The sequence below is a fragment of the Robiginitalea sp. genome, assembly GCF_982776155.1.
Genome location: NZ_CEXZKX010000002.1, coordinates 1 through 16,417 on the forward strand (window position 1 = coordinate 1; position 16,417 = coordinate 16,417).

Consider the following 16,417-nt stretch of genomic DNA (forward strand, 5'->3'; position numbering starts at 1 on the left):
CCCTCCTCCGCCGGACCCCGAAGAGCACTTGCGGGAACTGGCCTCGCAGGGAGCCGACTTCTTCTACCGCAACCAAGCCATTCCTTCCGAAAAAGCCCTTGAATTATTCCGGGCCGGGGAGGTCAATCGGATCCAGGTGCGCAATTCCGATGGGGGGACCCCCCAGGTTTACCTGGCGGAGTGATGCGCTCGTGGGATAGGGTAACGCCCCCGCATTGTTAAATTCCTCCAAAACGGGCACCAAAAAGCCGGCAAGCTGCGTTCTTGTGTACATACCAAACCCTGAACACTGATATGATACGCAGCTTCTTCATTATTTGCTCCGGGGCAGACCGGGAATTACTCGGTACCTGCTCCCAGGGGGAACAGAATAAATACGCCGGGATCGGCGCCACCATTTTTTTCACCGCCTTAATGGCATTCCTCGCAGCCGGCTATGCGCTGTATACGGTTTTTGATTCCGTCTGGGCGGCCATCCCGTTTGGGCTGGTCTGGGGCCTGCTCATCTTCAACCTGGACCGCTATATCGTCTCGACCATGCGGAAACGGGACCATTTTGGGAAGGAACTCCTGCAGGCCAGCCCGCGGATTGTCCTGGCGGTGATCATCGCCGTGGTGATTTCCAAGCCCCTGGAATTGAAAATCTTTGAAAAGGAAATCAACCAGGTGCTCCTGGAGCGAAAAAACGACCTGACCCTGGCCAACCAGGAGCAGATCGCCCAGCAGTACAACCCGGCCATCGCCGAAAAGCAGGCGGAAATCGCCGGCCTGAAACAGGAAATTGCAGACAAGGAAGCCGCCACGGATGCGTTGTACAACACCTACATCGCCGAGGCCGAAGGACGGGAAGGGACGCTATTGGTGGGCAAAGGGCCTGTCTATGCGGAAAAGCGCGAAAAACACGATGCCTCCCTGGCCGAACTGGCGGACCTCCGGGAGACGAATACGGCCAAAATCACGGCCATCGAATCGGAAATCGCAACCCTTGAGAGCGGATACGCCCAGGCGGTAGAAGGATCGCAATCCGTCATCGACGGGTTTGACGGGCTGATGGCCCGGATCGACGCCCTGGGGGAGCTCCCCTGGTTTCCTTCCTTTTTTATATTCCTGCTTTTCCTCTCTATTGAGACGGCTCCCATCCTGGTAAAACTGATGACTCCGAAAGGGCCGTACGATATGAAGCTCGAGGATGAGGAAACCACCGTTTCCGCCTGGGTAAAACAAAAAGTGGACCAGCGCTTCAAACTGGCCGATACGGACCGGCTCCTCAACGAGCGCATCTACGGGGAAATTGCCGATGAGGAGGCCGTGTACGCCTATAAAAAGGAAAAGGCCGAGCAACTCCTGCGGTTGCAGGCCGATAAGTTCCACGAATTGCAGTCCAGGCATCTATAAAGCCCGGCCCGAAACGGGCCTCCCGAATTTCCAATTCACGAAGGCTGCTTGCCCTCCGGGTCCTCCACAATCCCCATCTTCCTGAGCAGAAAGGAGGCATTCATGGAGTGGCAAACCCCGGGCTTCAACCGGTAATCAAAATGGAGTTCGCCCTGCCGGATTTCCGCATCAAAATGCCAGTTTTCCACCCGGGGTTCCGTGTCCGCCACCTGGCAAAGGCTCAGGTCGTGGGTGGCGATGACCCCCGTGGCGCCCATGCGGACAAGCCGACCCAGAAAAAGCCGGGAGCCTTTGGCCTTGTCCGTGCTGTTGGTACCTTTCAGGATTTCATCCAGGACCACAAAACTGGGCCGCTCTTCCAGGGCCGCAATCAAGAACTGCAGCCGTTTGAGTTCCGCAAAAAAATAGGATTCGCTCCGCGCCAGGGAATCGGAAGTGCGCATACTGCTAATCAACGGGAGGGGCGTATAGCTGAAAGAAGTTGCGCAGACGGGCAAACCGCAATTTGCCATCACCAGGGAAAGGGAAAGCGTCCTTAAAAACGTACTCTTCCCAGCCATATTGGCCCCCGTAATCACGAAGAACCCGCCTTCCCGGATTTCAAAATCATTCGCCACGCGGTTCCCCGGTGGCAATAGCGGATGGGCCAGGCCGCTGGCTGCTACAACAAAGGGGCGGTCGGCGTTACCGCCGAGGGAGACCGGCTGTCCGCTGTCTCCGACATACGCGGCAACTTCCAGCCCCGGATACGTGTAATCCGGGTGGTTGAAGGCAAAATTGCCCAGGCTGCACCAGGCATCCAGCGCGGCTATGCCGCCAAACCAATGACGTACCTGGCTACCGTGTGCGGTGATCCAGGCTTCCACGGCCCGTGACTTGAGCAGGTCCCAGAGCAAAAATCCGTTCCCCAACAAGGCCACCAGGAGGTTGTTTCGCTGGTCCAGGGCCGACAGGTGGCGGGAAAACCGCTTCAGCAGGACGGATACGGCCTCGCCGTCCTTCCGGAGTTTCCCCTGTTCCCGGCAAAGCATTTCGCTTGAAAATTCCCGGTCTTCCACGTGTGCAACCAGCCGGGCATATCCTTCAAAAACATCCTGTACCCGAGAGGCATCGGCTGCCAGTTTCCCGACGCGCTTTGCAAAGTACCCCGCGATCACCAGCCCCGAGAGGAAAACCCCTCCAACCGCCCAGGGCGTCACCCATCCCGCCAGGAATGCGCCAAGCAGACCCAGGGATACCAGGCCAAAAAGGTAGGGGGCATAGCGGTAGGTAGGCCGGGTAAAGGGACCGTATCCTTCCAGCCAGTCCAGCGCGGAATGGACGGTGGCACCCTTGTCGGAAATCCGCGCCACCGCGTAGTACTCCTGCCTCCAGTTAACCTGTGGCGCCAGTTCGCGTATGGCTTCCTGCTTTTCCCTGACCGACCCGGTATCATTGTCGGTCAGCCATTTGGCCAGTCGTTCGGCCCCCGGCAAAAGGCCACAGCGGTTGGCATACTGAAAAAAGGACCCGGGCCCGAACAGGTCCAGATCCTCGCTGAAGGCGTGCCCCGGATCCCGGTACCCCGTACCCTCGGGCAGGTCTTCATAATCCAGGTCCAGGACCCGGGTTTCGGTTTCGTTCAGGCGGATGAGTTCGTCGCGTTTTCGCCTTTGGTATTTCAGGTCTTCATTCCGGCCCACCAGCCAGCCAAATAGCGCCAGCAACACGAGCGATACTGCGGCAAATGCCCCATGCGAGGCGGCTGCCAGGTAGAGGGCGCCGCCCGCACCCAAAAACGATAAAACGCGAAACAGGGCGGTGAGGTGCAACCGCCGGGAAATCGCCTCGCGCTCCTCCCGTAGCCCTTTAAGCCGGGCGGCATATGCCTCTCGGGGGGTCGTCATGGCAGCGCCTCCCATTCCTTCCGGGATTTCGCGGGAAGCGATGCAACAATGAGCTCGTAGGAATGGTCGATGAGTTCCCTGAGCAGGTCTGCGGGAAGCCCCTGCAACATCACGGTATTCCAGTGGTCTTTATTCATGTGGTACCCGGGCAGGATGCGTCCGTCGTATTCCTCCCGAAGCCCCGGGATGCGTTCGGGGTCGGCTTTCAGGTTGGCCTGGGGCGGGTGCCGATCCAGGCCGGTCAGGGCAAACATCTTCCCCATGACCTTAAAGACCAGTACGTCCTGCCCGAACGGAAAACCTTCGGTAACACCCTTTTTGGCCAGGCAATATTCCCGGAATTCCTCTATGTGCATCCCCCGGACTACTAATCGTTCATCGGGATCCCAGTGGAATCGTAAACGATCACCTTTTTCCAGAGGTGCTCGGACTCGGAAATAAAATCGAGGTGCGGCTGTTCCGCCTGGTAGGCGGCCTGGGCCTCGGCAGATTCAAAGGTAACGATCAGCGAATAGGTAAACGACCCGTCCACCACATCCCGGCTCGCCTGGGGCGGCGTGCCGATAAAATTCGTTTTGGCGTAGGCGGAGCGGGAAAGGAACTTCTTCAGGGAGGCTTCGAATGCCTGTCGGTCTTCCTGCCTGTCCGGGTTGTGCAGCCAGAAATAGACGGTATGGGCAAAAGCAGGGTCAAAAGTCTTCATGTCGGTGTCGTTTTGGGCGGACAGCGCGCCCGGCAAGAGTAGCAGGGCGGCCCCGGTGATAAAGAGAATTTTTCTGATGTTCATTTATGTATGGTTTTATTCAGGTATCCTTTTGGTCGTTCCCGGAAGTATACACCCGGGGGAGCATCCGGGGCTCCTTCCCGAGCTCCAGTGCTTCAAAGTTAAGCTTCCAACCGATGGTTTCCACAATTTTTTCCATTACAAGGATGGCCTCAATCGCTTCGTGCCGGGCGGAATCCATCAGTCCGCTCTCGGGAATCTTCTCGCGGATCTGCGCTTTGGCCTCCCGGTTGAGGGCCGTCATATCCTCGGGCGTGAATGCGTTGAATATCCCGTTGCGGATATCGTAAAATTCCAGTTCCGGCTCTATGGAAAGGATTTCGGGCTGCGGGAAATGCTTTAAATAAACCGTTTTCCGTTTTGGGTCGGAAGTGATTTCCAGTTTCTTGAAGTCGTATCCGATGTGTGCTTTCGCGTGTACCACAATCAGCGCCTTTTTCTTGCTGCTGAAAAGGTTCCCGAAGTGCTCCCGCCGGTTCTCGTACCGGTAGATCTCAGCGAAATCCCCCTCTACCGAAATGAGCTTGCAGACCGAGCGGATCTTTTCCAGGATCACGGTAGACTGGTGCTCGGTCTGGTCTTTGCGCCTTTTCCTGGTAAACAGGGCGTAAAACCAGTACATGATCATGGCCCCCAACAGGAGCCCGAGGAATAATTCAAGCATGCCGTTTTGCATTTTTTCCGATTTCCCCCAGGTGGGTGTACTGAAACCCCCGGGTATGCTTCAGGCCGTACCCGAAGATCCGGTCCATGGCGACATGACTGAACAGGATGATGCCCGCCAGCTGCAGCAGGGGGAGCGCCAGGAGCATGCCCGCTACCCAAATGGCAAAGGCAAAGCCCCGGTGGTGGAACAGGTTGTACGTCCAGGCCCCGGTAACCGGCCCGGCGAGGTAACCGACCATCCCGATATCCGGCGTAAGGATCAGCAGCGGAAACCACCACCAGGCAAAGGGCAATTGGGCAAAAAGGAAAATTCCCCCGGCAAAAAGCAAAATTTCTTCCAGTTGCAATACGCGCTTCATAATTCCTTGAGTTTAAACAGCAGGGGCCGGCTGGGGCTCGCGTCGTTCTCGATGGCTGCCACCTGCAGGTTGAGCAGGTACCGGCCGTCCGCCAGGGAGTCCGGCACAAAGATAAGCTCCGTAATGGTAGCCGCCGGGCGCGGGTTCCCGGGCAGCCCCCAAAAAGCGGTATGGGCAGCCAGCGCCCCACCGTCCTCCTCCGGGTCCACGGAAGGCAGGTCGATGAGCAGGTGGAGTACCCCCTCCGCTGCAAGCCAGGCGGACGCCTTAGGGTCCAGATAGGGCGGGTTGGACCCGGACCAGCTCCGGCCTCGTTTGGAGGGCGGGTTTGGGTAGGTCCGGATCACGACTGCTTCGCAGGAAGGGGTCCCCAGGGCTTCCCGCAATTGCCCCAGGGAAACGTGTGCTCCTTTCCCGGCTGGCTCCGGTTCAATACTCACCAGGCGGGCTTCCATCCAGGGCGCGGGGGGGATGGTATTCACCGAATACGGCCGCTCGGTGATGTGGCCCATACACTCGGTATGCGTGCCGTGGGCGTGGGGGTTGAAGGTGATATCGTAAAAATTCACGGAGGCGCCTGTGGCGACGCTCCCAGTGAAGCCGGGTTGGCCATGGGGTTCCAGGGTGGCCCCGGGAACGCCCCAGGCGGTTATCCCGTTGGCGCTTACGGGGATGGACAGGTCGGTTGGGGCACTTAAATCGGCCAGGTAGGTGGTGCCGTTCTTTTCAAGTCGGGTCTGCATGTTACTGTGAAATCACTTCAAATTAATCATAAATAAATCACTGGCAATCCCGTCCACGAGAAATTTGCCGGCTTCCGTGGCTACCAGGTGGCCCGACCGGGATGCCAGCAAGCCTTTTTCCAGGTAGGGGGCGGCCTGTTGGCGGAGATATTCCGCATATCGCGGGCCAAACTCGCTGCCCACGCGGTTCTCGGAGACCCCCCATTGGGTGCGGAGGCCGGTCATTACCGCTTCGTTGTACCGGTCCCGGGTGCTGAGTTGCTCCGCCTCCCAATAGGTTTTCCCTTCCGTTACGGCCCGGAGGTATTTCAGGTTGGAGGCCACATTCCAGCGGCGGTTTCCCCCGTCGAAGGAATGGGCGGAAGGCCCGATTCCCACGTAGGATTTCCCCTGCCAGTAAGCGGTGTTATTCCGGGAGTGGAACCCGGGCTTCCCGAAATTCGAGATCTCGTAATGGTCGTAACCGGCCTGCTGCAACGTTTCCACCAGGTGGGAGAAATCTTCCCGGGCACGGTGGTCGTCCACCCCGGGGGTCACCCCTTTATCGATAAAGCGGGCCAGGGCGGTGTCGGGTTCCACCGTAAGCGCATAGGCCGAAATATGCGGGGGGTCGAAACCGAGGGCCACCTCCAGGGTTCGCTTCCAGTCATCCGGGCGGCTGCCAGAAATGCCGTAGATCAGGTCGATGGAGTAATTCGCAAACCGGGCGGCCGCGTGCTCCAGGCACTCCAGCGCTTCACCGGCCGAGTGGGCCCGGTTCATCCAGCGCAGTTCGGTTTCGTGAAAGCTCTGGATGCCGATGCTCAAACGGTTCACCGGGCTTAGGGCCAGTTCTTCCAACCGGCCGGGAGGCAAATCGTCCGGGTTGGCCTCCAGGGTAATCTCCGCATCCGCAGCCAGGCCAAAGCACGCAGCTGCCCGGCGGATCAGTTGCCCGATTTCCGCCCCGGTGAGCAGGGACGGAGTGCCGCCCCCGAAATACAGGGTCTCTGCCGGCTGCCCGCCGAGTTCGTCCCGTCGCTGCTCCATCTCCAGCTCCATGGCTTCCAGCAACCCCTGTTTGTGTTTGAGGGTGGTCGAAAAATGAAAATCGCAGTAGTGGCAAGCCTGCTTGCAAAATGGGATATGGAGGTAGATTCCGGACATGAGCAGCGGGTCGGGAGCTGGGTGTGTGGTGGGTTAAAGGTACGGCTTTTGCCAATTCCCATACGGGGGGCAATCCGGGTGTCACTCCGACGTCCGGCCGGTATTCTGTTTGACAAAGGCCTCCCATCCCGAATAGGACTTCGCCCCCGTGGGCTTGCCCTGGTTGTAGAAGTGGCAGACAGCCGCTGCCAGGCCGTCCGTGCTGTCCAGGTTTTTGGGCAGGGATTTGAGCTCCAGCAGGGACTGCAGCATCCGGGCCACCTGCTCCTTGCTGGCATTCCCGTTGCCGGTGATGGCCATTTTGATCTTTTTGGGGAGGTATTCCGTAATCGGGACTTGTCGGGAAAGCCCGGCAGCCATGGCCACCCCCTGGGCCCGGCCGAGTTTCAGCATGGACTGGACGTTCTTGCCGTAAAAGGGCGCCTCGATGGCAATTTCGTCCGGGTGGTAGGTGTCGATAAGTTCCAGGGTGCGGTCGAAGATGAGTTTTAGCTTGGTGAACGGGTCGTCGTACTTGCGCAGGATAAGCTCGTTCATCTGGACGAATTCCATTTGTTTGCCCTGCACGCGTATAATGCCAAAGCCCATGATGGTGGTCCCCGGGTCGATACCCAGGATAATGGTTTCGGATGCTGTCAGTTTACTCATCGGTTTGCAGGACTAAGGGGAGCCGGAACCTCGTGGCCACCGGGATCCCTCGCTTGAGTGCGGGTTGCAGTCGCGGCAGGCTCCGCAGGCTTCCGGTTACAATTCGCTCAAATTCCGGGTTCGCTTCCACAATCGCCGGGTGTTGTTCCACCGAAGTGATCGAAATTACCCCCTGGGCATCCACCTTAAAATCGATGTGCAGCGTATCTTTCAGGGAGGCTTGTGACCGGAATTCAAAATTTTGCAGGGTCATGGAAAGGTGCATCAGCAAAGTCTCTTCAAAACAGCGGCGCTGCACTGCCTTGTCCTCGGTTTCCTGGCAATCGTCAAACAACGGAAACTGGTCTACTTCGTTGAAGTTGATGGTCTGAATCTCCGCGTCCACCAGTTTTTGGGTCCGTTGCTCCCGCGACTCAAACAGGTTGCAGGCGCTGAGGCAACCGGCCAGCAGTATACCGCAAAGTACGCGATGGTTCATTCCCCAATTTTACTAGGGGGGAAATTACGATTTTATTAGTAATTCCCCGTAACATCTATCTTTGCCTTACGTCTTATGTGGTTGCGTAGAGCTCCTGCCTCGGTGCGGCCGGACCGCTTTAAATTCATCGCCTTATGGACCTTGTTTTGATCTTTTTTGGCTTGCTATGTATGATTTTGGGAGTCCTGGGCAGTTTCCTGCCGGTCCTCCCCGGCCCGCCCATCAGTTGGGTGGGGTTGCTGCTCCTGACGCTGACTTCGGCCGTACCGGACAACTGGTGGTTTCTCGGGATCACCGCGGCCGTGGCCGTGGTGGTGGTAGGCCTGGATTACTGGATCCCCGCCATGGGTACCAAACGTTTCGGGGGAAGCCGTGCCGGGATGATCGGGACCACCGTAGGCCTGCTCGTGGCGATCATCTTCCCGGTTCTGGGAATCGCAGGCATCATCATCTGGCCATTTCTGGGCGCCGTTGTGGGGGAATTGATCAACAAATCCAATAGCCAGACCGCCCTGAAAGCTGCTTTTGGCTCGTTTGTGGGCTTCCTCACCGGGACGTTCCTCAAGTTTCTGGTCAGCATCATCTACTTTGGCCTTTTCCTGTCCAAAGCGTGGGATTACCGAAGTGGATTATTCCCGTGGTTTGATTAGCCCTACCCCGGACTGCCTTCTGGCAGGTCCAATCGAAACCGGGGTGGCCCGGCAAGGGTTCCTACGCCCGGATTACGCTTATTCCCAACTGATTTTTTCGTCCAGCGGGCTGCGCGTGCCCTCCGGAGGTGCCTCGTCGTAATACCCCATATAGAAAAAGCCCAGGCAGCGTTCCCCTTCCGCCAGGTCAAAGAATTCGCCCATATGGCGGATCAGCCCCGGGGAACTCCAATAGGACCCGATCCCCAATTCGGTGCACACCAGCCACATGTTCTGGACGGCCATGGCCGTGGCGGCCACTTCTTCCCATTCGGGCAGCCGCTCCTCCGGGTCGCGCTGCATGCAAATGGCAATAATCGCTGCCGCGCTTTGCGGGTTGTGGTAGAGCTTCTTCGCCTTGAACTCCTTGGGGGACGGATCTAAATCCAGGTACTTGTCGCGCAGGAAAGCCCCAAGGGCTTCCCGCTTCTCCCCGGTGACTACTTTAAAACGCCAGGGTTCGGTCCGTTTGTGGGTAGGCGCCCAATTAGCAGCTTCCAGCACACGAAACAGGGTAGCCCGGTCGATGGGCTGGTCGTTGTACTGGTCGGGGAAAATGGAACGGCGTCGGCGGATCAGGTCTTCGATCATTTGTTGAATTTTCGACAAAAATAACACTTTGCACGGGTCTGCCGGCAGCCGGCCTATGGCTCGGGCGAACTACCCCTGAGGTGTTCGATGCAATGCTGCAGGGCGTTGCTGTGGTGGGCCCGGTTCCAGACCGCTGTCAGTACGGCGCGTTGCCGGATGCCGGACAGTTCCAAAAAGCGGACCTTCAGCTGGAAGCCGTGCTGCAGGGAAGTGGGGACGATGGCTACCCCCAGGCCGGCGGCTACCAGTTTAAAAATCGTATGGGCATGGACAGATTTGTGGGAAACCTGCGGATGGAAGCCGGCATCCTCGCAGATGCTCAGCACGGTCCGGTAGTAATCCGGACTGTATTCCGGGGTAAATAAAATAAAGGATTCCCCGGCAAAATCCCGGATGGATCCCAGGGATTTGCCGCGGAAGGGGTGGTCTTCGGGCACCACCAGCGAAAAGGTCTCCCGGATAACCGGGCAGCCCTCCAGGTCGGGGGGCAGGTCGGAGAGGCGTACAAAGCCCAGGTCGAGCCGTTCCTGGAGCAGGGCGCGGACCTGGGCCTGGTTGGAGAGTTCCTCCAGGCTCGTACGGATATCCGGATAGCGGCTATCGAGTTCCAGGAGCAGGCGGGGGATAACTTCCTGCATGGCAGAGCCCAGGAAACCAATGCGGATCTCCCCGGCCTGCCCTCGGCCTATCAGGCGGGCTTGCCCGAAAATATTCTCCAACCGGTTGAGCTGGGGGATCAGCTGCTCCTGCAGGTAGGCCCCCGCCGGTGTAAGCCGGACTTCCCTCCGGTTGCGAAGGAGCAATTGGGTCCCCAGGTGGTATTCGAGTTGCTGGATCTGCCGGCTGAGACCGGGCTGTGTAATGTCCAGGCGTTCCGCTGCCCGGTGAAAATTCAGCAGGTCTGCAACCGCCATAAAATACCGCAGGTGCCGCAACTCAATTTGATTACTCATAGGCATCAATTATTATAAAATTCGCATCAACAATTATCAAACCTAATGCGTATTTTTAATTTCCGCAACGAAAACCGCAACAATGAGCTTGAAGACACCATCCTTTGACTACGGAGCCGATCGGCTGACGGTGGGGAAAGCCCTCGGAATTGCCCGGGGGACCCTCGCGGGCCAACTCACCGAACCTGTCCTGGAACGGGTCCGCGCCAACCGGGAGGCCGTGGCCCGGATCGTGGCCAAAGGGGAACCCGTTTACGGCATCAATACGGGTTTCGGCCCCTTGTGTACCACCCGAATCTCGGCAGACCAGACGAGCCTCCTGCAGGTGAATATCCTGAAAAGCCACAGCGTGGGGGTTGGCGACCCCATCCGGGACGAGATCGCCCGACTGATGTTGATCCTGAAATTGCACGCCCTTTCCATGGGGCATTCCGGCGTCGCTGAGACCACCCTGAAGCGCATCCTCTGGCATATCGAAAACGAGGTAACCCCGGTGGTCCCCTCCCAGGGCTCGGTAGGCGCTTCCGGCGACCTGGCGCCCCTGGCCCACCTCTTCCTGCCGCTTATCGGGCTGGGCCGGGTTACCTACCAGGGAGAGGTGCGGGATACTGCGGAGGTATTGGGGAAATTCGGGATGGACCCCCTGGAACTCGGGCCCAAGGAAGGACTCGCCCTGATCAATGGCACCCAGTTTATCGCCGCCCATGGGGTGAGCGTAGTGGAAAAAATGCAGCAATGCCTCTCCCAGGCCGACATTATCGGCGCCATGATGCTCGAGGGGTTGCAGGGCTCCCTCAGGCCTTTCCACGAGGAATTGCACAAGCTACGGCCCTACCCCGGCACGCGACACGTCGCCCACCGGGTACGCAACCTGCTGAAAGGCTCCGAAATCCTCGAGGACCACATTGACTGCGAACGCGTACAGGACCCCTATTCCCTCCGTTGTATCCCGCAGGTACACGGCGCCTCCCGGACCGCCTGGCTCCACCTGAAAGAACTCCTTGAAACCGAACTGAACTCGGTGACCGACAACCCGGTGGTCATTGACGAGGAACTCTCCATCAGCGGGGGCAATTTCCACGGGCAGCCCCTGGCGATGGCCCTGGATTACGCCTGCCTGGCTGCCTCGGAGATCGGGAATATTTCGGACAGAAGGATCTACCTCGCCCTGGAGGGCAACCAAACGGACCTGCCCAAGTTGCTGATGAAGGATACCGGGCTGAACTCGGGCTATATGATGCTGCAATACACCTCGGCCGCCCTGGCCAGTGAAAACAAAAGCCTCTGCTTCCCGGCCAGTGCAGACAGCATCCCCACCTCCATGGGGCAGGAAGACCACGTGAGCATGGGGTCTATCAGCGGCCGGAAAGCCCTGCAGGTGCTCGAAAACGTCGAAAAGATCCAGGCTGTGGAGCTGCTCACGGCCGCCCAGGCCTTCGAGTACCGGAAACCCCTGAAATCCGGTTGGTTCCTGGAGAAAGTCCACGGCCTGGTACGCACCCGGGTCTCTTTTGCCGAGGCGGACCGGGTTTTTGCCACGGATATAGAGGCCGGGCTGGAACTGATCCGGTCCGGGGCACTGATCCGGCTCCTCGATACGGTGTCCCGGAAAAAAGCCCTCAGCCTGAAAACCGATTACGACGAACTATTTGAAACCTATTGATGGAACAGAACAAAATGGATCGAAAAACACAATCGAAAGCAAACCCGGAAACCCATGCGGGCCCGGATGCCGAAGGGCATGGGCAAGGGGGGCAACCCGTCCTGCACCTGGTCGGGCCCTTTGCACAGCTGCTCCCGATGAGCGGGCTTCCCCTCAAGGGTGCCTTGCCGGACACTTCCCTGACCGTACTGGAACGGGCGGGGATCCTGATGGAAGGCAGCCGGGTCCGGGCTATCGGGCCTTTTGACCAGATGGAACAGGAGGCGCGGCGGATGCGGGCTACTATCACCCGGCTTCCCGGGAACCAGGTGGCCCTGCCCGGGCTTGTCGATGCCCATACGCACAGTTGCTTTGCCGGCAGCCGTGCCCGGGATTACGCCTTGCGCAACAGCGGGCGTTCCTACCTGGAAATCGCCGAAGCCGGGGGTGGAATCTGGGATACGGTAACCGCCACGCGCAAAGCCACTCCGGAACAGCTTCGCAATTTGCTCAGGGATCGGTGCCGGCGTTTCGCATCAGACGGCATCACCACCCTGGAAGTCAAAAGCGGTTACGGGCTGTCGGTAGAAGAAGAACTCAAGATGCTCCGCGTCATTGCCGAAACCGCTGCAGACGTTTCCCAAGATATCATCCCGACCTGCCTGGCGGCGCACAGTATGCCCCGGGATTTTGACGGTTCGGCCGGGGAATACCTGGAGCAGATCGCCGAGGAATTACTGCCCGTACTGCTGAAAGAAGGACTCGCCCGGCGGGTGGATGCCTTTGTGGAACAAAGCGCGTTTTCCCCGGACCAGATCCTGCCCTACCTGGAAACGGCTCGTCGCCTCGGTTACGACATCACCATTCACGCGGACCAGTTCACGACCGGGGGCAGTGAGGTTGCCATCCGATGCGGCGCGCGGAGTGCCGACCACCTGGAGGCCAGCGGCCCGGCCGAGATTGCCGCCCTGGCCAAAAGCGACGTGGTGGCCACGGCCCTCCCCGGTGCCACCCTGGGACTGGGCTGCGGGTACACCCCGGCACGGGCACTGCTGGATGCAGGAGCCGCGCTGGCCATCGCCAGCGACTACAACCCGGGTTCGGCCCCCATGGGCGACCTGCTTACCCAAGCGGCACTGCTCGGGCCCGCCGAGAAGATCTCCCACGCCGAAATTTTTGCCGGGATTACCTTCCGGGCGGCCGCAGCCCTGGGCCTGGACGACCGCGGGGCGCTTGCCCCGGGGATGCTCGCCGACTTCGTCCTCTTTGACACGGACCACTACAACGAAATCCTCTATCACCAGGGACGGCTCAGGCCTTCCGCCGTATGGAAAAGCGGCCGGCGCATCCCGAACTCGAATGGCAAAAATTAGAGCCTTTGCCAATTCAATTTAGAAGACGACAAAAAATTACAGCATTCCCATGAAGACAAATACCCCGAATACGATGACGGATTTCCAGAAGGCCATCCGGGCCGGTATCCCGGATACCCTGCCGCCACCGCGGGAAAGAAACCCGGAGGTTCCCCATGCCCCCGTCCGGAAAGACATCCTGGACCCGGAGGAAAAGAAGCTCGCCCTGCGGAATGCGCTGCGCTACTTCCCATCGGAATGGCACGCGGAACTCGCCCCGGAATTCGCCGGGGAATTGCGGCAATACGGCCGCATCTACATGTACCGCTTCCGACCGGAATACCGGATGGTGGCCCGGCCCATCGATGCCTATCCCGCTAAAATCCCGGAAGCGGCAGCCATCATGCTGATGATCCAGAACAACCTGGACCCGGAGGTGGCCCAGCACCCGGACGAGCTGATCACCTACGGGGGCAACGGGGCCGTATTCCAGAACTGGGCGCAATACCTGCTCACCATGCAATACCTCTCGGAAATGACCGAGGCCCAAACACTGCACATGTACTCCGGCCACCCGATGGGCCTGTTCCCATCCTCTCCCGACGCCCCGCGCGTGGTGGTCACCAATGGGATGATGATCCCGAATTATTCCCGTCCGGACGACTGGGAGCGCTTCAATGCCCTGGGGGTGACCCAATACGGCCAGATGACGGCCGGCTCCTATATGTACATCGGGCCGCAGGGGATCGTCCACGGAACCACGATCACCGTCCTGAATGCCTTTCGGCGGGTCTTGCCCGAAGCAACGGATTTTGCAGGGCGCGTGTTTTTGACTGCCGGCCTCGGGGGGATGAGCGGGGCACAGCCCAAGGCGGGGAATATCGCCGGGTGCGTCACCGTATGCGCGGAGGTCAACCCGGCAGCGGCGCGAAAGCGGCATCAACAGGGATGGGTGGACGAGCTCCTCGAAGAACTGGATGCCCTGGCGGCGCGTACCCGACAGGCTATTGCAGGCCGGGAGGTAGTGTCCCTGGCCTACCTGGGGAATGTGGTGGACGTGTGGGAGCGCTTTGCGGACGAAGATATCCCGGTAACCCTGGGCAGCGACCAGACCTCCCTGCACAATCCCTGGGCCGGGGGGTATTACCCGGCCGGGATGTCCTTTGAGGCAGCCAACCGGATGATGGCCGAAGAGCCCGAAAAATTCCGGGAAAAAGTTCGCGAATCCCTGAGGCGGCATGTGACAGCCATCAACCGACACACCCAAAAGGGCACTTATTTCTTCGATTACGGAAATGCCTTCCTCCTGGAAGCCTACCGGGCCGGGGCAGACATCCAGGGGGCGGACGGAAAGGAGTTCCGCTACCCCTCCTACGTGCAGGATATCCTGGGGCCCTTGTGTTTCGATTTCGGTTTCGGCCCCTTCCGCTGGGTCTGTACCTCGGGCAACCCGGAAGACCTGAGAATTACCGACCAGATAGCCCGGGAGGTCATGGAAGCCCAGTTGCAGGACGCCCCGGAATCGATCCGCGGCCAACTGCGGGATAACATTCGCTGGATCTCCCGGGCGGAGGAAAATGCGCTCGTGGTCGGATCCCAGGCGCGGATCCTCTATGCAGATGCCGAAGGCCGGATAGCCATAGCCCGGGCATTTAACGAAGCGATTGCCGACGGACGCCTGCAGGCCCCTGTGGTCCTGGGCCGCGACCACCACGATGTGAGCGGAACCGACAGTCCGTTCCGGGAAACCAGCAATATCTACGACGGCAGCCGGTTTACCGCCGATATGGCCATCCACAACGTCATCGGGGATTCCTTCCGCGGGGCCACCTGGGTATCCATCCACAACGGGGGCGGCGTGGGCTGGGGCGAAGTGGTCAACGGGGGCTTCGGCCTGGTCCTGGACGGTACGCCGGCGGCGGAGAGGCGATTGGCCAATATGTTGTTTTTTGACGTGAACAACGGCATTGCGCGCCGCAGCTGGGCCCGCAACCCGGAGGCCATGCAGGCCCTCAATCGGGAAATCGGGCGGAGCCCGGGCCTTTCGGTACGTCTGCCGCAACTTGTGGATGAGGCAATTTTAAACGACCTTTTCTGAAAATTCCCTTTGGATGAATGCACTGTACCACCTGTGTGAGCCTGCCCTTTACACCGGGCGCGAATCGACGAGCCGGGCCTACCTGCACGAAAATGTGCGCGCCCTGGACCTCCGGGGCTCCCTGGCCCGTACGGAAGAACGCATCCCGGCCCTGTTTGGCTACGCCTGCGATGAAGGGGTCCGTCGCAACCTGGGGCGCCCCGGGGCTGCCGAGGGACCGCGGGCCTTGCGGAAAGGCCTGGGAAAATACCCCTGGCAGGTAGGGGCGCCCGGGCATTTGGCCGACGCCGGGGACATCCGCCTGGAAGACGACAATCTCGAAGGCGCCCAGGCCGCCTATGCCGAGGGAGTTTCAAAACTATTGGAAGCGGGATACCTGCCCATGGGAATTGGCGGGGGCCACGATATCGCCTTTGCCCACTACAAGGGAATCCGGAACCACCTGGGCCCCAGAAAGCACCTGGGCATTGTAAACTTCGATGCGCACTTTGACCTGCGCTCCCCCGGGGATGCGCCGCATTCGGGAAGCCCGTTCTTCCAGGTGGCCCGAACCTGCCAGCAGGAGGGCCTGGATTTTCACTACGCCTGCATCGGTGTGCGGCGGGATGCCAACCCCCAGGTACTCTGGGACCGTGCCAGAGAATTTTCCGTGTGCACAATTGAACGGGAAAGCCTGACCCCGGACCAGCTGTCCGGGCATTGCAGGACACTGCGGAAATTCCTCAAACCGCTGGATGCGGTATACCTGACCATCGACCTGGACGGGTTCTCATCCGCCTATGCGCCGGGGGTGAGCGCGGCCTCCCCCATGGGGTACGCGCCTATGGAAATCGCGCCCCTGCTGGATGTGGTGCTCAACAGCGGGAAACTCATCGGTCTGGATATCGCCGAACTCAACCCGGCACACGACCAGGACGGCCAGACGGTTGCGCTGGCCGGCAGCCTGATCCACCGGATCCTGCACTTTCCGGGACTATTTTAGGCAGA

17 protein-coding genes and 1 pseudogene are annotated in these 16,417 nt (G+C 59.6%); 7 read left to right on the forward strand and 11 right to left on the reverse strand.

The features are described from left to right. Positions 1-184: pseudogene (locus AC3DKS_RS03525) on the forward strand (hypothetical protein); the annotation flags it as partial. A 110-nt stretch (positions 185-294) separates the two neighbouring features. Next, on the forward strand, positions 295-1,395 hold the full coding sequence (locus AC3DKS_RS03530; protein WP_012813731.1) for a DUF4407 domain-containing protein: 1,101 nt from the start codon (positions 295-297) through the stop codon (positions 1,393-1,395). Between the two features lie 35 nt (positions 1,396-1,430). Here the strand turns inward: AC3DKS_RS03530 and AC3DKS_RS03535 are convergent, their stop codons facing one another. The 9 genes from AC3DKS_RS03535 to AC3DKS_RS03575 all read right to left on the reverse strand — a co-directional run bounded on the left by AC3DKS_RS03535 (position 1,431) and on the right by AC3DKS_RS03575 (position 8,105). Continuing rightward, complete coding sequence (locus tag AC3DKS_RS03535; protein WP_272607639.1) at positions 1,431-3,281, reverse strand: MutS-related protein; 1,851 nt, start codon at positions 3,279-3,281, stop codon at positions 1,431-1,433. Continuing rightward, positions 3,278-3,637, reverse strand: coding sequence for an MmcQ/YjbR family DNA-binding protein (locus AC3DKS_RS03540; RefSeq protein ID WP_012813733.1), 360 nt, complete (start codon positions 3,635-3,637; stop codon positions 3,278-3,280). Before AC3DKS_RS03540 ends, AC3DKS_RS03535 begins: the two co-directional genes overlap by 4 nt. 11 nt (positions 3,638-3,648) lie before the next feature. Next, on the reverse strand, positions 3,649-4,068 hold the full coding sequence (locus AC3DKS_RS03545; RefSeq protein WP_272607640.1) for a Dabb family protein: 420 nt from the start codon (positions 4,066-4,068) through the stop codon (positions 3,649-3,651). 16 nt (positions 4,069-4,084) lie between these two features. Then, entirely contained in the window at positions 4,085-4,729 is a 645-nt protein-coding gene (locus AC3DKS_RS03550) for a DUF4230 domain-containing protein (RefSeq protein ID WP_272607641.1), read from the reverse strand. After that, positions 4,722-5,090 (reverse strand): DUF4260 domain-containing protein, encoded by a 369-nt coding sequence (locus tag AC3DKS_RS03555; protein WP_012813736.1) that lies wholly within the window; start codon positions 5,088-5,090, stop codon positions 4,722-4,724. The genes AC3DKS_RS03550 and AC3DKS_RS03555 overlap by 8 nt, the downstream gene beginning before the upstream one ends. Then, the gene (locus AC3DKS_RS03560; protein ID WP_272607642.1) at positions 5,087-5,833 is read right to left on the reverse strand and encodes a cyclase family protein; all 747 of its coding nucleotides are present in this window, start codon (positions 5,831-5,833) and stop codon (positions 5,087-5,089) included. Before AC3DKS_RS03560 ends, AC3DKS_RS03555 begins: the two co-directional genes overlap by 4 nt. A 12-nt stretch (positions 5,834-5,845) precedes the next feature. Further along, complete coding sequence (gene hemW / locus AC3DKS_RS03565) at positions 5,846-6,979, reverse strand: radical SAM family heme chaperone HemW (RefSeq protein ID WP_272607643.1); 1,134 nt, start codon at positions 6,977-6,979, stop codon at positions 5,846-5,848. Between the two features lie 81 nt (positions 6,980-7,060). Further along, positions 7,061-7,627, reverse strand: a complete 567-nt coding sequence (gene ruvC / locus AC3DKS_RS03570; RefSeq protein WP_012813739.1) for a crossover junction endodeoxyribonuclease RuvC — start codon at positions 7,625-7,627, stop codon at positions 7,061-7,063. After that, positions 7,620-8,105, reverse strand: coding sequence for a hypothetical protein (locus AC3DKS_RS03575; protein ID WP_272607644.1), 486 nt, complete (start codon positions 8,103-8,105; stop codon positions 7,620-7,622). The genes ruvC and AC3DKS_RS03575 overlap by 8 nt, the downstream gene beginning before the upstream one ends. A 134-nt stretch (positions 8,106-8,239) precedes the next feature. Between AC3DKS_RS03575 and AC3DKS_RS03580 the strand changes: the two genes are divergently transcribed. Then, positions 8,240-8,755 (forward strand): DUF456 domain-containing protein, encoded by a 516-nt coding sequence (locus AC3DKS_RS03580; RefSeq protein WP_041326871.1) that lies wholly within the window; start codon positions 8,240-8,242, stop codon positions 8,753-8,755. Positions 8,756-8,833: 78 nt separating this feature from the next. Here AC3DKS_RS03580 and AC3DKS_RS03585 read toward each other — a convergent pair whose 3' ends face one another. Both AC3DKS_RS03585 and AC3DKS_RS03590 read right to left on the reverse strand, forming a co-directional pair. Next, the gene (locus AC3DKS_RS03585) at positions 8,834-9,385 is read right to left on the reverse strand and encodes a nitroreductase family protein (protein WP_272607645.1); all 552 of its coding nucleotides are present in this window, start codon (positions 9,383-9,385) and stop codon (positions 8,834-8,836) included. 53 nt (positions 9,386-9,438) lie between these two features. Next, positions 9,439-10,338, reverse strand: a complete 900-nt coding sequence (locus tag AC3DKS_RS03590) for a LysR family transcriptional regulator (protein ID WP_272607646.1) — start codon at positions 10,336-10,338, stop codon at positions 9,439-9,441. Between the two features lie 82 nt (positions 10,339-10,420). Between AC3DKS_RS03590 and hutH the strand changes: the two genes are divergently transcribed. The 4 genes from hutH to hutG are packed head-to-tail and all read left to right on the forward strand — an operon-like array spanning position 10,421 to position 16,412. Beyond that, on the forward strand, positions 10,421-12,001 hold the full coding sequence (gene hutH, locus AC3DKS_RS03595; protein ID WP_272607647.1) for a histidine ammonia-lyase: 1,581 nt from the start codon (positions 10,421-10,423) through the stop codon (positions 11,999-12,001). Continuing rightward, on the forward strand, positions 12,001-13,353 hold the full coding sequence (hutI, locus tag AC3DKS_RS03600) for an imidazolonepropionase (protein ID WP_272640695.1): 1,353 nt from the start codon (positions 12,001-12,003) through the stop codon (positions 13,351-13,353). Before hutH ends, hutI begins: the two co-directional genes overlap by 1 nt. Before the next feature lie 49 nt (positions 13,354-13,402). After that, the gene (gene hutU / locus AC3DKS_RS03605; RefSeq protein WP_430930921.1) at positions 13,403-15,430 is read left to right on the forward strand and encodes a urocanate hydratase; all 2,028 of its coding nucleotides are present in this window, start codon (positions 13,403-13,405) and stop codon (positions 15,428-15,430) included. A 13-nt stretch (positions 15,431-15,443) separates the two neighbouring features. After that, positions 15,444-16,412 (forward strand): formimidoylglutamase, encoded by a 969-nt coding sequence (gene hutG, locus AC3DKS_RS03610; RefSeq protein WP_272607649.1) that lies wholly within the window; start codon positions 15,444-15,446, stop codon positions 16,410-16,412. Positions 16,413-16,417 lie beyond the last annotated feature (5 nt).

What these genes read in the sequence shown, in the direction of transcription:
- AC3DKS_RS03530 (WP_012813731.1), top strand. Translation starts at nt 295, where the DNA reads ATGATACGCAGCTTCTTCATTATTTGCTCCGGGGCAGACCGGGAATTA.
- AC3DKS_RS03535 (WP_272607639.1), bottom strand. Translation starts at nt 3,281, where the DNA reads ATGACGACCCCCCGAGAGGCATATGCCGCCCGGCTTAAAGGGCTACGG.
- AC3DKS_RS03540 (WP_012813733.1), bottom strand. Translation starts at nt 3,637, where the DNA reads ATGCACATAGAGGAATTCCGGGAATATTGCCTGGCCAAAAAGGGTGTT.
- AC3DKS_RS03545 (WP_272607640.1), bottom strand. Translation starts at nt 4,068, where the DNA reads ATGAACATCAGAAAAATTCTCTTTATCACCGGGGCCGCCCTGCTACTC.
- AC3DKS_RS03550 (WP_272607641.1), bottom strand. Translation starts at nt 4,729, where the DNA reads ATGCTTGAATTATTCCTCGGGCTCCTGTTGGGGGCCATGATCATGTAC.
- AC3DKS_RS03555 (WP_012813736.1), bottom strand. Translation starts at nt 5,090, where the DNA reads ATGAAGCGCGTATTGCAACTGGAAGAAATTTTGCTTTTTGCCGGGGGA.
- AC3DKS_RS03560 (WP_272607642.1), bottom strand. Translation starts at nt 5,833, where the DNA reads ATGCAGACCCGACTTGAAAAGAACGGCACCACCTACCTGGCCGATTTA.
- hemW (WP_272607643.1), bottom strand. Translation starts at nt 6,979, where the DNA reads ATGTCCGGAATCTACCTCCATATCCCATTTTGCAAGCAGGCTTGCCAC.
- ruvC (WP_012813739.1), bottom strand. Translation starts at nt 7,627, where the DNA reads ATGAGTAAACTGACAGCATCCGAAACCATTATCCTGGGTATCGACCCG.
- AC3DKS_RS03575 (WP_272607644.1), bottom strand. Translation starts at nt 8,105, where the DNA reads ATGAACCATCGCGTACTTTGCGGTATACTGCTGGCCGGTTGCCTCAGC.
- AC3DKS_RS03580 (WP_041326871.1), top strand. Translation starts at nt 8,240, where the DNA reads ATGGACCTTGTTTTGATCTTTTTTGGCTTGCTATGTATGATTTTGGGA.
- AC3DKS_RS03585 (WP_272607645.1), bottom strand. Translation starts at nt 9,385, where the DNA reads ATGATCGAAGACCTGATCCGCCGACGCCGTTCCATTTTCCCCGACCAG.
- AC3DKS_RS03590 (WP_272607646.1), bottom strand. Translation starts at nt 10,338, where the DNA reads ATGAGTAATCAAATTGAGTTGCGGCACCTGCGGTATTTTATGGCGGTT.
- hutH (WP_272607647.1), top strand. Translation starts at nt 10,421, where the DNA reads ATGAGCTTGAAGACACCATCCTTTGACTACGGAGCCGATCGGCTGACG.
- hutI (WP_272640695.1), top strand. Translation starts at nt 12,001, where the DNA reads ATGGAACAGAACAAAATGGATCGAAAAACACAATCGAAAGCAAACCCG.
- hutU (WP_430930921.1), top strand. Translation starts at nt 13,403, where the DNA reads ATGAAGACAAATACCCCGAATACGATGACGGATTTCCAGAAGGCCATC.
- hutG (WP_272607649.1), top strand. Translation starts at nt 15,444, where the DNA reads ATGAATGCACTGTACCACCTGTGTGAGCCTGCCCTTTACACCGGGCGC.